At 67.2% G+C, this 15,417-nt stretch carries 10 protein-coding genes; 4 read left to right on the plus strand and 6 right to left on the minus strand.

Features of this window, described 5'->3' with window-relative positions:
• Positions 1 to 3 precede the first annotated feature (3 nt).
• Positions 4 to 5,028, minus strand: coding sequence for an NAD-glutamate dehydrogenase (locus tag AC3A4E_RS11565; protein ID WP_487631609.1), 5,025 nt, complete (start codon positions 5,026 to 5,028; stop codon positions 4 to 6).
• A gap of 179 nt (positions 5,029 to 5,207) precedes the next feature.
• Complete coding sequence (locus AC3A4E_RS11570) at positions 5,208 to 6,383, minus strand: acyl-CoA dehydrogenase family protein (RefSeq protein WP_465074711.1); 1,176 nt, start codon at positions 6,381 to 6,383, stop codon at positions 5,208 to 5,210.
• 227 nt (positions 6,384 to 6,610) lie between these two features.
• Here AC3A4E_RS11570 and AC3A4E_RS11575 point away from each other — a divergent pair, with 227 nt between their 5' ends.
• The 4 genes from AC3A4E_RS11575 (at position 6,611) to AC3A4E_RS11590 (ending at position 12,822) form a co-directional block, all read left to right on the plus strand.
• Positions 6,611 to 7,540, plus strand: a complete 930-nt coding sequence (locus AC3A4E_RS11575) for an ArsR/SmtB family transcription factor (protein ID WP_232134822.1) — start codon at positions 6,611 to 6,613, stop codon at positions 7,538 to 7,540.
• Entirely contained in the window at positions 7,537 to 8,634 is a 1,098-nt protein-coding gene (locus AC3A4E_RS11580; protein ID WP_487631610.1) for a homocysteine S-methyltransferase family protein, read from the plus strand. Before AC3A4E_RS11575 ends, AC3A4E_RS11580 begins: the two co-directional genes overlap by 4 nt.
• On the plus strand, positions 8,631 to 11,315 hold the full coding sequence (metH, locus tag AC3A4E_RS11585) for a methionine synthase (RefSeq protein WP_487631611.1): 2,685 nt from the start codon (positions 8,631 to 8,633) through the stop codon (positions 11,313 to 11,315). Before AC3A4E_RS11580 ends, metH begins: the two co-directional genes overlap by 4 nt.
• Positions 11,316 to 11,397: 82 nt before the next feature.
• Positions 11,398 to 12,822: an amidohydrolase family protein gene (locus AC3A4E_RS11590; protein WP_487631612.1), complete on the plus strand. Its 1,425-nt coding sequence runs from the start codon at positions 11,398 to 11,400 to the stop codon at positions 12,820 to 12,822.
• Between the two features lie 55 nt (positions 12,823 to 12,877).
• On the opposite strand, the gene AC3A4E_RS11595 is transcribed toward AC3A4E_RS11590, so the two are convergent.
• Genes AC3A4E_RS11595 through bamJ form a run of 4 tightly spaced genes read right to left on the minus strand, consistent with a single transcriptional unit; the run spans position 12,878 to position 15,405 of the window.
• Positions 12,878 to 13,627, minus strand: a complete 750-nt coding sequence (locus AC3A4E_RS11595; protein ID WP_487631613.1) for a transporter — start codon at positions 13,625 to 13,627, stop codon at positions 12,878 to 12,880.
• Positions 13,628 to 13,641: 14 nt separating this feature from the next.
• Positions 13,642 to 14,349, minus strand: a complete 708-nt coding sequence (locus tag AC3A4E_RS11600; protein WP_487631614.1) for a DUF2058 domain-containing protein — start codon at positions 14,347 to 14,349, stop codon at positions 13,642 to 13,644.
• A gap of 11 nt (positions 14,350 to 14,360) precedes the next feature.
• On the minus strand, positions 14,361 to 14,588 hold the full coding sequence (locus AC3A4E_RS11605; protein ID WP_310238660.1) for a SlyX family protein: 228 nt from the start codon (positions 14,586 to 14,588) through the stop codon (positions 14,361 to 14,363).
• A gap of 52 nt (positions 14,589 to 14,640) precedes the next feature.
• Complete coding sequence (bamJ, locus tag AC3A4E_RS11610; protein ID WP_232134815.1) at positions 14,641 to 15,405, minus strand: BamJ family beta-barrel-assembly machinery protein; 765 nt, start codon at positions 15,403 to 15,405, stop codon at positions 14,641 to 14,643.
• Positions 15,406 to 15,417 lie beyond the last annotated feature (12 nt).

Here is a 15,417-nt window from a genome sequence, read left to right on the forward strand (position 1 = left end):
GCGTCAGCTGCGCTGCACCAGCTGCGACACGCGCTGCACCGCGACAGAGGCGGTCGGATAGTCCAGCGACTTCTGCGCCGCGAGTTCGCCGAGCATCGCCAGGGTGAAACGCAACGCGGAATCGTCGCGTTCCAGCCACGCCTGCACCTTGGCCTCCGGCGTGGCGCCCGGCATCGACAGCACCTGCGACACGAGGGCGCGGTGCTGCTGGCCGAGTTCTTCGCGCAGCACGCCACGTGCGACCGCGTGCCAGCGGCCGTCGACTTCCAGCGCATCGATCTGCGCGGTGAGCCACGGCAGGTTCAAGGCCTCGCCCAGACGGAAGTGCAGACGCGCCACGTCGACCGGCTTCTGCTTGCGCTCGCTGGCGACCTCGATGATGTCCCACGCGGCTTCGAGATACGGCAGCGCCGCCAGCTCGATCGCAAGCGACTTCGGCACGCCCTTCTCGATCCACGCCTGCAGGCTGGCATCGTGTTCGGCGCGCTGGCCTTCGGCGATGATCTTGCTGCCGTCGCGGATCGCTTGGAAACCGTCGTGGTAGCGGTCGACCGCGGTCGTGATGTCGGGCAGCGCACCCGGGCGCGCCAGCAACCAGCGGGTGAACGCACGCTGCAGGTTCCAGATCACCTGCAGCGCATCGACCTGCACCGACTCCGGCACCTGGCCGTCGAGCGCATCGATCTGGCCCCACAGTGCACGCGCTTCGATCGTCTCGCGGGTGATCGTGAACGCCTTGGCGACCTCGCCCGGACCGCGGCCGCTGTCTTCCTGCATGCGCAGCAGGAAGGTCGCGCCCATGCGGTTGATCATGGTGTTGGTCACCGCGGTCGCGATGATCTCGCGCTTCAGGCGATGGCCTTCCATCAGCTCGGCGTACTTCTTCTGCAGCGGCTGCGGGAAGTAGCGCTGCAGTTCGCGCGAGAGGTACGGATCTTCCGGAATGTCGGAATCGAGCATCTGGTCGAACGCGACCAGCTTCGAGTAGGACAGCAACACCGACAGTTCCGGACGCGTCAGGCCCAGGCCCTTGGTCTTGCGCTCGGAAATCTCGGCATCCGACGGCAGGAACTCGATCTGGCGATCGAGCAGACCCTGCGCTTCCAGCGTGCGGATGAAGTGGCGCTTGGAGCCCAGGCGCGACACGCTCATGCGCTCCATCAGGCTCAGCGCCTGGTTCTGGCGGTAGTTGTCCCACAGCACCAGACCGGCAACTTCGTCGGTCATCGACGCCAGCAGCTTGTTGCGCGCCGGCAGTTTCATGCTGCCGTCCTGCACCAGGGCATTGAGCAGGATCTTGATGTTGACCTCGTGGTCCGAGGTGTCCACACCGGCCGAGTTGTCGATGAAGTCGGTATTGAGCAGCACGCCGTGCAGTGCGGCTTCGATACGGCCGAGCTGGGTCAGGCCCAGGTTGCCGCCCTCGCCCACCACCTTGCAGCGCAGGTCGCGCCCGTCGACACGCAGCGGGTTGTTGGCACGGTCGCCGACATCGGCATGCGTCTCGCTCGACGATTTCACATAGGTGCCGATACCGCCGTTCCACAGCAGATCGACCGGCGCGCGCAGGATCGCCGACATCAGCTCGTTCGGGCTGATCGACGTCGCATCGCCTTCGATGCCCAGCGCTTCGCGCGCTTCCACTGAAAGCGGAATCGACTTCGCGCTGCGCGGCCACACGCCGCCGCCCTTGGCGATCAGCGACGTGTCGTAGTCCTCCCAGCTCGAACGCGGAATCGCGAACATGCGCTGGCGCTCGGCGAACGAACGCGCCGCATCCGGGTCCGGGTCGATGAAGATGTGGCGGTGATCGAACGCGGCGACCAGGCGGATGTGTTCGCTCAGCAGCATGCCGTTGCCGAACACGTCGCCGGACATGTCGCCGACACCCACGGCCGTGAAGTCCTCGGTCTGCGAGTTACGGTTCATCGCACGGAAGTGGCGCTTGACCGACTCCCAGGCGCCGCGCGCGGTGATGCCCATGCCCTTGTGGTCGTAGCCGACCGAGCCGCCGGACGCGAACGCGTCGTCGAGCCAGAAACCATGCTCGCGCGCGATGCCGTTGGCGGTGTCGGAGAACGTCGCGGTGCCCTTGTCGGCGGCGACGACGAGATAGGGATCGTTGTCGTCGTGACGCACGACATCCTTCGGCGGCACGATCTCGCCTTCGACGATGTTGTCGGTGATCTGCAGCAGGCCGTTGATGAAGAGCGTGTAGCAGGCGACGCCTTCGGCGAACTGCGCATCGCGGTCGCCGCCGACAGGCGGACGCTTGACGATGAAGCCGCCCTTCGAGCCGACCGGCACGATGACCGTGTTCTTGACCATCTGCGCCTTGACCAGGCCCAGCACCTCCGTGCGGAAGTCCTCGCGGCGGTCCGACCAGCGCAGGCCGCCACGTGCGACCGGTCCGAAGCGCAGGTGGATACCTTCCACGCGCGGGCCGTAGACGAAGATCTCGCGGTACGGACGCGGCTTCGGCAGCTCGGGCACGCGCGCCGAATCGAACTTGAAGCTGATCGTGTCGAGCAGGCCGCCGTTGCGGTTCTTCTGGTAGTAGCTCGTGCGCAGCGTCGCGTCGACGACGGCGAGATAGCTGCGCAGGATGCGGTCCTCGTCGAGGCTGGACACGCGGTCGAGCAGGCCCTTCAGCGCGGCGCGCGACGCTTCGTACTGCGTATCGCGGTCGCTGCCGCGTGCATCGAGCAGCGGCTGCAGCGTCGTGAGTGTCGCCTCGTCATTACCGGTCAACGCCTGCAGCTGGGCGGCGAAGGCCTCGCGGCCGGCGTCGATCTGCGCACGGCTTTCGGTGCCCGTTGCCGGATCGAAGCGCGATTCGAAGACTTCGACCAGCAGACGCGCGAGCAGCGGATAGCGGGCCAGCGTGTCTTCGACGTAGGCCTGCGAGAACGGCACGCCGACCTGCAGCAGGTACTTGCAGTAGCCGCGCAGCATCGCGATCTGGCGCCAGTCGAGATCGGCGCCCAGCACGAGGCGGTTGAAGCCGTCGTTCTCGGCATCGCCGCGCCACACGCGGTCGAAGGCCTCGGTGAAGGCCTGCGCGCGGGCGTCGACGTCGATCGCACCGGTGGTGGCCTCGACGTAGAAGTCCTGCAGGAACAGCGTGGTGCCGTCGACCTCGATGCGGTTGGGATGCTCGGCGATCACGCGCAGGCCGAGGTTTTCCATCACCGGCAGCACGTCCGACAGCGGGATGTGCGCATCACGGCGATAGAGCTTGAAGTGCAGCACCGACTCGCCGGTGGTCGGCAGCGGCTGGGTGTAGAAACTCAGCTGCAGCGATTCGGACTCGGCGGTCGCGGCCAGCTTCTCGACATCGGTCGCGGCCGCGGCCGGCGATGCGAATTCGATGTAGGCCGGTGACAGCGCACGACCGAAGCGGCCTGCAAGGCGCAGGCCTTCGGCCTCGCCGTGGCGACGCACGAGTTCGTCGCGCAGATCGTCCTGCCAGTTGCGCACGATCGCCTGCAGCGCCTGCTCCAGCGCGCCCTGGTCGATGTCGGAGGCGACGCCGGCACGCGGACGCACGATCAGATGCAGCTGCGCCAGCGGCGATTCGCCGAGCACGACGCTCGCGTCCACGTGGTCGGCCTGCATGACTTCACGCAGCAGCTGCTCGATGCGGCGGCGCACGTCGGTGTTGAAACGGTCGCGCGGGATGTAGACCAGCACCGAATAGAAGCGGCCGTAGCGGTCCTTGCGCAAGAACAGGCGGCTGCGCACGCGCTCCTGCAGGCCGAGGATGCCGGTGCCGAGACGGAACAGTTCGTCGGGCGTCGACTGGAACAGCTCGTCGCGCGGCAGCGTCTCGAGCAGATGCTTGAGCGCCTTGCCGCTGTGGCCCGTCGGCTTGAGGCCGGATTCGGTCATCACGTGTTCGAAGCGCTCGCGCACCAGCGGGATATCCCACGGACGGCGGGTGTACGCACTCGACGTATACAGGCCGAGGAAGCGCTGCTCGCTGACGACATTGCCGGCATCGTCGTAGCCGAGGATGCCGATGTAGTCCATGTAGCCGGGACGGTGCACGGTCGAACGCGCACTGGTCTTGGTCAGGATCAGCGCGTCGATCAACCCTTCGCGGCGCAATGCATCGGCGCCGAGTTCGCTGATCGGCCGCGACTTCACCGCGCCGGGCGTGCGCAGCAGGCCCATGCCGCTGTCGGGCACGGCTTCAAGGCGCGCGTCGTCGCCCTTGCGGCGGACCTTGTAGGCGCGATAGCCGAAGAACGTGAAGTGGTCGCTCGCGGCCCAGCGCAGGAATTCCTGCGCTTCCTCGCGGCTCGATTCCGACACCGGAATCTTCTGCGAGTCCAGATCGGTCGCCATCTGCAGCATCTTGTCGCGCATCGACGGCCAGTCGGCGACGATCACCCGCACGTCGTCGAGCACGCCGCGCACCAGCGCTTCGATACGCGCGTTCTCTTCCGGCGTCTGCCGGTCGATCTCAAGATGCATCACCGATTCCGAATCGCCCTCGCCCACGCCGGTCAGACGGCCGGCGCGATCGCGCGAGATCGACAGCACCGGATGGCCCAGCACGTGTACGCCGATGCCCTGCTCGGCAAGCGCCATCGTCACCGAGTCGACGAGGAACGGCATGTCGTCGTTGACGACCTGCAGCACCGTATGCGGCGACTCCCAGCCATGGGTTTTCATCACCGGATTGAACAGACGCACGTTCGCGGTGCCCGGCTTGCGCTTGCCGGCGAAGTCGAACAGGTCCGCGGCGAGCGCGGCCCAACCGTCGGCGCTGTGCAACGGCAGCTCGTCTTCGGTCATGCGGCGGTAGAAGGCCTGCGCGAACGCGCTGGCGTCCGCATGCGCCGCCTTGCCGGCGCGGCGGCGCACGGCGTCGAAGATCGGATCGAGCAGGCCGAGGCCGGCGCGGCGTGGCGGCGCAGGCAGCACGCTCGTGGCCTTCTTCTTCGCCGGCGCGGCGGCTTTCGTGGATTTCACGGGCGCGGCGGCCGCGGCGGATTTACCTGTCTTGCGGGATGAGGTCATGACGACAAACGTTCCGATGCAATGAGGCCCGCGTTCTCACGCGGGCCGACGGGAAGGAATCTCTCAATACGACGCGGTCGCGTGTGCGACCGGGTCGGGAACCACCGACGCCGCGCGGCCACGAGGGCGGCGCAGGCGACGGACACACGCGATGCTGGCGTGGAGAAGCGGCATGCGGATCAGCGCAGACCGGTCTCGTTGCGGGCGATCACCAGACGCTGGATCTCGCTGGTGCCTTCGTAGATCTCGGTGATCTTGGCGTCGCGGAAATACCGTTCGATCGGCATCTCCTTCGAGTAGCCCATGCCACCGTGGATCTGCAGTGCCTGATGGGTGATCCACATCGCGGCTTCCGATGCGGTGAGCTTGGCGATCGCGGCCTCGTTGCTGAAGCGCTTGCCTTCGCCCTTGAGCCAGGCCGCGCGCAGCGTGAGCAGCAGCGACGCGTCGAGCTTGCACTTCATGTCGGCGATCTTCGCCTGGGTCATCTGGAAGGCGCCGATCGGCTGACCGAAGGCCTTGCGCTCCTTGACGTAGGCGATCGTCGCCTCATACGCGGCGCGGGCGATACCGATCGCCTGCGACGCGATACCGATACGACCGGCATCGAGCACGCCCATTGCGATCTTGAAGCCCTGGCCTTCCTCGCCGAGGACGTCGCCGGCCTGTGCCACGTAATCCTGGAATTCGATCTCGCAGGTCGCCGACGCGCGGATGCCGAGCTTGGGCTCGGTCTTGCCGCGGTGGAAGCCGTCGCGGCTGCCGTCGACGAGGAATGCGGTTATGCCGCGCGCGCCCTTGTCGGGCTCGGTCACCGCGAACAGCACGAAATACTTGGCGACCGGGCCGGACGTGATCCAGCTCTTCTTGCCGTTGATCACGTACGTACCGTCAGCCTGCTTGACCGCGCGGCACTTCATCGCCGTGGCGTCGGAGCCCGACTGCGGCTCGGTCAGCGCGAACGCGCCGATCTCGCGGCCTTCGGCGATCGCGCGCACGTATTCCTGCTTCTGCGCCTCGTTGCCGTGGGTCAGAATGCCGTTGCAGAACAGCGAGTTGTTGACCGACATGATCGTCGAGTGCGCGGCATCGGCCGCGGCCACCTCGACCATCGCCAGCACGTAGGAGATCGGGTCCATGCCCGCGCCGCCGTACTCGTCGGGCACTTCGATGCCCATCAGGCCGTTCTCGCCGAGCACCTTCATGTTCTCGACGGGGAAGTCACCGGTCCGGTCGTGATGCTCGGCGCTGGGTGCGATCCGTTCCTGGGCGATCCGTCGCGCGATGTCCTGGATCATCAACTGCTCTTCGCTGAAACCGAACTCCACGGCGTGCAACTCCTGCTCGAAAACGATCCGGCGATTGTAACGTTCCAACCCGGTAAAACACCCGCAAAACCGGTTCCGCAGTGCAGCATGAATCGACCGGAAACAGCGCGGCGAGCGCCGCGTTCCGCATCATGCAAACGGTGTATGACGGGCGCCGGATCGTGTGACCGTGGCGTGACGCCGACGCCACCGAACCTTGACCCGATCGCCCCGCGCCCCGACAATTATCTCTATATCGCGATATGGAGATATTGATGGATCTGGAGGCCTGGTCCGCGCGCCTGAAAGTGCTCGCCGACCCCACGCGTGTCCGCCTGCTCGCCCTGCTCGAAGTCGAAGAGCTCACGGTGGCCGAGCTGTCGTCGATCACCCGTCTCGCCCAGCCACGTGTGTCCACGCACCTGGCGCGACTGAAGGAAGCCAACCTCGTGCGCGACCGCCGCGCCGGCGTGTCCGCCTATTACCGCTTCGATGACGCCGCGCTCGATCCCGCGCAGCGCGCCCTGTGGCAGGCGCTATCGACCGGCAGCGACGATCCGCTGCTGCGCCAGGACGCCGAGCGCACGCCCGCGGTACTGGCGACGCGCGCCGCCGACCAGAGCTGGGCCGACACCGTGGCCGGCGACATGGAACGTCACTACTCGCCTGGCCGCACCTGGGAAGCGCTGGCGCGTTCCGCGCTGCCGCTGCTGGAAACCGGCGACGTGCTCGACATCGCCTCGGGCGACGGCGTGCTCGCCGAACTGCTGGCGCCCCATGCGCACCGCTACGTGTGTCTGGATGCCAGCCGGCGCGTGGTCGCGGCGTCGACCGAGCGGCTCAAGAGGTTCACCAACGTCGAAGTGCGCGAGGGCGACATGCATGCCCTGCCCTTCGAGGCCGGCAGCTTCGATCTCGTCGTGCTGATGCACGCGCTGACCTACGCGACGAAGCCCGCGCAGGCCGTCACCGAAGCCGCGCGCGTGCTGCGGCCGGGTGGTCGTCTGCTGCTGTCGAGCCTGGACCGGCACGGTCATGAGACCGCGGTGCAGGCCTACGGCCACGCAAACCTCGGCTTTCCGGACAAGGAACTGCGCCGCTTCGTCACCAAGGCCGGGCTGGAGATCCACAGCGCCGAAACCGTCACCCGCGAGAAGCGTCCGCCGCATTTCCAGGTGATCTCGATCATCGCGAGAAAGCCATGACCACCTGGTTGCACCCCGAACGCGTCGCGGCGCTCGATGCCGCACTGGCCCAGCGCATCCTCGTGCTCGACGGCGCGATGGGCACGATGATCCAGCGCTTCGAACTCACCGAAGCCGACTATCGCGGCGAGCGCTTCGCGCAAGGCTACGACGCGCTCTATGCGGCGGAAGGCCACGCACATGGCGCCGGCTGCGGTTGCGAGAGCCATGACCAGCGCGGCAACAACGATCTGCTGACCCTGACGCGGCCCGACATCATCCAGGGCATCCACGCCGACTACCTCGCCGCCGGCACGGACATCGTCGAGACCAACACCTTCAACTCGACCGCCGTCTCGCTGGCCGATTACCGGCTGCAGCACCTGGTCCACGAACTCAACGCAACCGGCGCGGCATTGGCGCGCGCGGCCTGCGACGCCGCGCAGGCACAGACGCCGGATCGCCCGCGCTTCGTTGCCGGCATTCTCGGGCCGACCAGCCGCACCGCGTCGATCAGTCCCGATGTCAACGATCCCGGCTACCGCGCGGTGACCTTCGACGAACTGGTGTCGATCTACCGCGACGCGGCCCACGGGCTGATCGACGGCGGCGCCGACATCCTCATGGTCGAGACCGTGTTCGACACGCTCAACGCCAAAGCCGCGCTGTACGCGATCGAGACCGTGTTCGACGATCGCGGCGGGCGCCTGCCGGTGATGATCTCCGGCACGATCACCGACGCCTCGGGCCGCACCCTGTCGGGCCAGACCGCCGAGGCGTTCTGGTATTCGCTGCAGCACGCGCGTCCGCATGCGGTGGGGCTGAACTGCGCGCTCGGCGCGAAAGACCTGCGTCCGCACGTCGAAACGCTGTCGCAGATCGCGCAGACGTATGTGTCCTGTCATCCGAACGCCGGTCTGCCGAATGCATTCGGTGGCTATGACGAAACGCCCGAAGACATGGCCGAGGTGCTGCACGAGTTCGCGACCGCGGGCCTGCTGAACATCGTCGGCGGCTGTTGTGGCACGTCGCCCGAACACATCCGCGCGATCGCCGAGGCTGTCGCCGATGTGGCACCGCGCCGACCGCCCGCGACGCTGGACGTCGCCGCATGACGCGTCCCCGCCACACCCGGCTGTCCGGCCTCGAGCCGCTGATCGTTACGCCGGAACTGCTCTTCATCAATGTCGGCGAGCGCACCAACGTCACCGGCTCGGCGGCGTTCCGCAAGCTGATCAAGGAAAACCGCTATCCCGAGGCCGTCGAGGTCGCCCGCCAGCAGGTCGAAGGCGGCGCGCAGATCCTCGACGTCAACATGGACGAAGGCATGCTCGATTCCGAGCATGCGATGACGACGTTCCTCAACCTGATCGCCGCCGAGCCCGACATCGCGCGCATCCCGGTGATGGTCGACTCCTCGAAATGGACCGTCATCGAAGCCGGCCTGAAATGCCTGCAGGGCAAGGGCGTGGTCAACTCGATCTCGCTCAAGGAAGGCGAAGCCGCATTCCTCGAACAGGCGCGCAAGGTGCTGCGCTACGGCGCGGCGGTCGTGGTCATGGCCTTCGACGAGGTCGGCCAGGCCGATACGAAGGACCGCAAGGTCGAGATCTGCACGCGCGCCTACACGTTGCTGACGCAAGTCGTCGGGTTTCCGCCCGAAGACATCATCTTCGACCCCAACATCTTCGCGATCGCGACCGGCATCGCCGAGCACGACAACTACGCGGTCGACTTCATCGAGGCCACCCGCGAGATCAAGGCGACGCTGCCGCACTGCCATGTCTCGGGCGGTGTTTCCAATGTGTCGTTCTCGTTCCGCGGCAACGAGGTCGTGCGCCAGGCGATCCACGCGGTGTTCCTGTTCCATGCAATCAAGGCCGGCATGGACTTCGGCATCGTCAATGCCGGCGCGATGCCGATCGTCGACGACCTCGATCCCGAACTGCGCGAGTGCGTCGAGGACGTGGTGCTCAACCGCCGCAGCGATTCGACCGAGCGCCTGCTCGATCTCGCCGAACGCTACAAGGGCAAGAAGGGCGCGGCGCGCGTCGAGAACACCGCCTGGCGCGAGGCGCCGGTGCAGCAGCGGCTCACGCATGCGCTGGTGCACGGCATCGATCAGTACGTGGTCGAGGACACCGAAGAGGCTCGGCAGTCGTTCACACGTCCGCTGGACGTGATCGAAGGTCCGCTGATGGTCGGCATGAACGTCGTCGGCGATCTGTTCGGCGCCGGCAAGATGTTCCTGCCGCAGGTGGTCAAGTCGGCGCGCGTGATGAAGAAGGCGGTCGCCTATCTGCTGCCCTACATCGAAGCCGAGAAGCTGCGCACCGGCGACGCGGGCAAGAACAACGGCCGCGTGCTGATGGCGACGGTCAAGGGCGACGTGCACGACATCGGCAAGAACATCGTCGGCGTTGTGCTCGCCTGCAACAATTTCGAAGTGGTCGATCTCGGCGTCATGGTCGCCACGCAGACCATCCTCGACAAGGCGCGCGAAGTGCAGGCGGACGTGATCGGCCTCTCGGGCCTGATCACGCCCTCGCTCGAGGAAATGAGCCACGTGGCCCGCGAGATGAAGCGCCAGGGCTTCGAGACGCCGCTGCTGATCGGCGGCGCGACGACCTCGCGCGCACACACCGCGCTGAAGATCGCGCCCCATTACGCCTCGCCGACGGTCTGGGTCAAGGATGCCTCGCGCGCGGTCGGCGTGGTGCAGTCGCTGATCAGCCCGGAACTGCGCGGCGCATTCGTTGCTGCCAATGATGCCGACTACGCCGAGATCCGCCAGCGCCATGCCAATCGCGGCGACGCGAAGCGGCTGGTGTCGCTGACCAAGGCCCGCGCGCAGCGCTTCGACGGTGACTGGAGCCAGTACACGCCACCCACGCCCAACAAGCCGGGCGTGCATGTGTTCGACGACTATCCGCTCGACGATCTGGTCCAGATCATCGACTGGACGCCGTTCTTCAACGCCTGGGAACTGTTCGGCAAGTATCCGGCGATCCTCAGCGACGACGTCGTCGGCCCGCAGGCGACCGAGTTGTTCAACGATGCGAAAGCGATGCTGCGCAGGATCGTCGACGAGAAGTGGCTGACCGCGAAGGCAGTGTTCGGACTGTGGCCGGCCAACAGCGTCGGCGACGACGTGGTGTTGCAGCACGAAGACGGCGAGGCCACCCTGCACTTCCTGCGCCAGCAGGTCGACAAGCCGGTCGAGCGCCCAGACTTCTGCCTCGCCGATTTCATCGCGCCCAAAGACAGCGGCGTCGACGACTGGATCGGCGCATTCGCGGTCACCGCCGGCATCGGCATCGATCCGCACGTCGCCCGCTTCGAAGCCGCGCACGACGACTACAACGCGATCCTGCTCAAAGCGCTGGCCGATCGTCTGGCCGAAGCGCTGGCCGAACGGCTGCACCAGCGCGTACGCACCGATTACTGGGGCTATGCGACCGATGAAAGCCTCGACAACGACGCGCTGATCGCCGAGAAGTACCGCGGTATCCGCCCGGCGCCCGGCTATCCGGCGTGCCCGGAACACAGCGAGAAAGGCCGGTTGTTCGAACTGCTCGATGCGACCGCGCACACCAGCATGACGCTGACCGAAAGTTTCGCGATGCTGCCGACCGCCGCGGTCTCGGGCTACTACTTCAGTCATCCGAAGAGCCAGTATTTCGTCGTCGGCCGCGTCTCCAAGGAACAGGCGCAGGACTACGCCAAGCGCAAACACGCGACACTCGCGCAGGTCGAACGCTGGCTCGCGTCGAACCTTGATTACGACCCGGAATAGCGCCGCGCGCAGGTTTGGACACACGACCGCCACCCGGCGGTCGTTAGGCTGGCCCGTCCTTTCATCGAACAAGGACGCCCGCATGTCCCGACGCCCCGGCGCGCTCGTCGCGCTCGCCGCCACCGCCTGCCTTGCCGCGTGCAGCGGCCCAGCACATGACGTAGCGAACACCGCCGCATCCGCCACTGCGCCCGAAGCCGACACCGGCGTGATCGTCATCGACAACGCGCGCGTGTTCGACGGCACACGCGATCTGGGCGAAGTCTCGCTGGTGATCCGCGATGGTCTGATCGAACGTATCGCCGAGTCCGGCGCAAGCGATCTGCCCGAAGGCGCCGAACGCATCGACCATCGCGGCCGCTTCGTCATGCCGGGTCTGGTCAACGATCACGCGCACGTCGGCAACACCCGCGGCACCGAGCACGGCGATCGTTTCTACACGCAGGACCAGGTGTCGGCCGACCTGCGCCAGTTCCAGGCCTACGGCATCACCACGGTCGCATCCTTGGGCATGAACGGCAGTGCGTTCGGCGAGATCCGCGCCGCGATCAATGCAGACCCGATGCTCGGCGCCCAGCTCTACGGCGCAGGCGGCGGTGTCGGCACGCCCGATGGCGCGCCGCCGGCCGCGAACATGGGTCTGGCGGATGACCCCGTCGCCCGCCCCGCCGATGCGGAAGGCGCCCGTGCGGCCGTGCGCGCGCAGGCGGAATCCGGCGTCGATCTGATCAAGCTCTGGGTCGACGACCTCGGCGGCAAGTCGCCGCAGATGAAGCCCGAGGTCTACAAGGCCGCGATCGAGGAAGCGCATCGCCACGACCTGCTGGTCGCTGCGCACATCCATGATCTGGCGCCGGCCGCCGATCTCGTTGCCAGCGGCGTCGACATCATCGCCCACGGCATCCGCGACCAGGCGATCGGCGCGCCGCTCGTCGACGCGATGCAGGCGGCGGGCACCGGCTACATCGCCACGCTGCAGATCGATGAAGCGAACTACATCTACGCCGAGCAGCCGGACTGGCTGGACACGCCGTTCCTGCGCAACGCCCTGCCCGCCTCGGTGCGCGCGCAGTGGTCGGATGCGGCATGGCGCGAAAAGAAACTCGCCGATCCGGCGACGCAGAGCCATCGCGACGCGCTGGCGGTGAATCTCGCCAACCTGTCGACGCTGCGCGAGGCTGGCGTGCGCATCGGCTTCGGCACCGACGCCGGCGCACTGCCGCATCGCGTGCCGGGCTTCGCCGAGCATCGCGAACTGGAACTGATGGTCGACCAGGCCGGTTTCAGCCCCGAACAGGCACTGGTCGTCGCCACGAGCGCGGCTGCGCAGCTGCTGCGCTTCGACGATCGCGGCGTGCTGCAGCCGGGCAAGCGCGCCGATTTCGTCGTGCTGTCGGCCGATCCGCTGACCGACATCCGCAATACGCGCAGCATCGAAGCGGTGTGGCAGGCCGGTCGCAAAGTGGCCGGTCCGATCGCCGACTACGACGCGCAGGCGCGGGACTGATCACACCACCGTTGCGATCCGCGCTCCGGCGCGGTTCGCGATTCGTCGAGGAATGTCAGGGCAACAGGAAGGACACGCCGAAGCCGCCGGTCCAGTCGCCCTCGTCATCGGCGAATCCGCGCAGCACAGATAAATCCAGCTGCACCGCAGGCGCGACGCGCCAGGTGATGCCGGTGCCCAGCGCGCGCGAACGCTGCGCGCCGGTACCGAGACCGGCTTCCACGTAGGCACCGACGGTCTCGGTCGACAGGAACGTGTAACTCGGCGAGACGGTCCAGCCGGTGCCGTTCTCGTCGCGCGTGCCGTTGACGTAGAAGGCAAGATCGCCGGTGGCGACGCTGACGCCGAGATCCTGCTGCGCACGCTCGGCGCGGATGTCGGACGCGCCGGTCAGCACGCCCTGCCGCGCGAGCACTGCCCAATGCGTGTCGTCGTTCGAACCCGGCAACACCCACTTCAATGCGACGCTGCTGTCGCCACCGCCGTGCACGCGTTCGCGCGCATCGACGCTGCGCGTGCGTTCCCACACCCGGCTGTCGCTGCCGATCTGCAGCTCGAGATCTTGGGCAAGACCCACGCGTAACAGACTCGCGGCGGCGTAGCGCGTGGTGCGCACGCCGTCGCTGTCGTCATGGCTGAGGTCGGGCAGGCCCTGCTCCCAGGCGATCTGCCCGGGCGCCAGCACCGACGGCGAAAAGCCGATGCCGGGCCGGTCGAACTCGACCTCCGACGCGTCCTGGGCCTGCGCGGCCGCGCAGGCCAACGCGAGCAGGCCGATCGCGCCTGCACGCATCGCGAAACGCATGGGCGCGGACGTGATCACCAGACGAGATCGTCCGGCACCTGGTACATCGGATCGCTGTAGGGATCGTCCGTGGCAGGTGCATCGGGATCGATCCGCAGCGCCACCGACGGCGCGAAGATCGCACCGGCTTCCGCCAACACCGCGGCGGTCACCAGCATGTAGCGGCCGTTGAGCTGCACAACGCCGAGCTCGCCGGCATTGAGCGCCTTGAGCTGGGCCTCGTCGACGTGGATGCGCTTGATCTTGCCGCCGTACTCGAAGTGGCGGGCGATCTCGGCCTCTTTGATGTTGAGCGACTTGTCGGCCAGGAACACCTCCAGCTTCGCGCGCGCCTCGCGGCGCAGACGCGCGTCTTCCTGCTTCACACGCTCGGCCTCGATGCGCTCGTCCTTCTCGCGCTGGGCGCGGATGGCGAAGGCCTTGGCCAGATCGATGTCTTCGCGCGGCGGGCGCTTGCCCTGCGGCGCGCCGCGGCGATCGGTGTTCGGGCGCGGCTTGCCGTCGCTGCGCGGTGCGCCGCTGTTGCGGGCCTGCGGACGCGCGGGAGTGTCGCCACGCGGCGCGCCAGGCTTGCCATCGGCGCTGCGGCCGACAGGCCGAGGGCCGCGACGGTCGTCGGGCCGCGGACGACGCTCGTCGCGGCGCGGATTGGGCTTGGGCGCAGCCGGAGCCGGCGCCTTGAATCCGAGGCCGAGCAGCTGGTCGCGGAGGGAATCGGTCATCGCTGTCGTACTCAGTAATGCGGGGGTGGCGGTTCTTCCGACGCATCGGGGAACTGCACGGTGCGCGCCTGGCGCAGGTCGTCCATCATCCGGCGCAGCAGCCCGGTCTGGGCGCTCAGCTCGAGTCGCGCCTGGCTCAGCGCATCGTTGAGCTCGCCGATGGTCTGCTCCTGGAACGCGAGTCGCGTTTCCAGTTCGGTGACGCGCGATTCCAGCGCGTCGTGTCCGGTGTCATTCATTGCATTCTCGATGGACCGGCGCGCCGCACGGGGCAGCGCACCGGCCAGGGTCTTACTTGACGATGTCCTGCAGCTCGACTTCGAACACCAGCGCCTGGTTCGGACCGATCGGACCCGAGCCCATTTCGCCGTAACCCAGCGCCGCCGGGATCCACAGCTCGTACTTGCTGCCGACCGGCATCAGCTGCAGGCCTTCCTGCCAGCCCGGAACGACCTGGTTGAGCGCGAACTGCGCCGGCTCGCCGCGATCGATCGAGCTGTCGAAGGTTTCGCCGTTGAGCAGCGTGCCCTTGTAGTGCACGCGCACGGTGTCGTTCGGGCCCGGCTTGGCGCCGGTGCCTTCAGTGATCACGCGGTACTGCAGGCCCGATGCGGTGGTCTGCACGCCTTCGCGCTTGCCGTTTTCGGCGAGGAACTTCTCGGCCTCGGCGGCATTGGTCTTCGACTTCTCTTCCATCTCCGCGACCTGCTTGGCCTGCATGCGCTCACCGAACTTCTGCATGATGCCCATGGCCTGCTCGTCGGTGATCTCGATGGCCTTGTCGTCGAGCGTTTCGCTGATCGCGCGCTGCAGCGTCTTGACGTCGACCTCGTCCTTGATCTGCTTGAGCTGCTCGCCCATCTGGTTGCCGATGATGTAGCTGATCTGCTCGCGCTCGCCCTTGAGGCCGGCGATCTCGCCGCCTTCGGCCGGCGTTTCGGCAGCGGCGCCTTCGACCGGCTTGCCGGTCTCTTTGTCGATCGGCTTGCAGGCGATCATCGCCAGCGGCAGGACGGCGGCGAGGCCGGCGATTGCGAGGCGCTTGGTGTTCTTCATGCGGTCAAAACT

The sequence above is a fragment of the Luteimonas sp. Soil_N_1 genome (genome assembly GCF_057656255.1).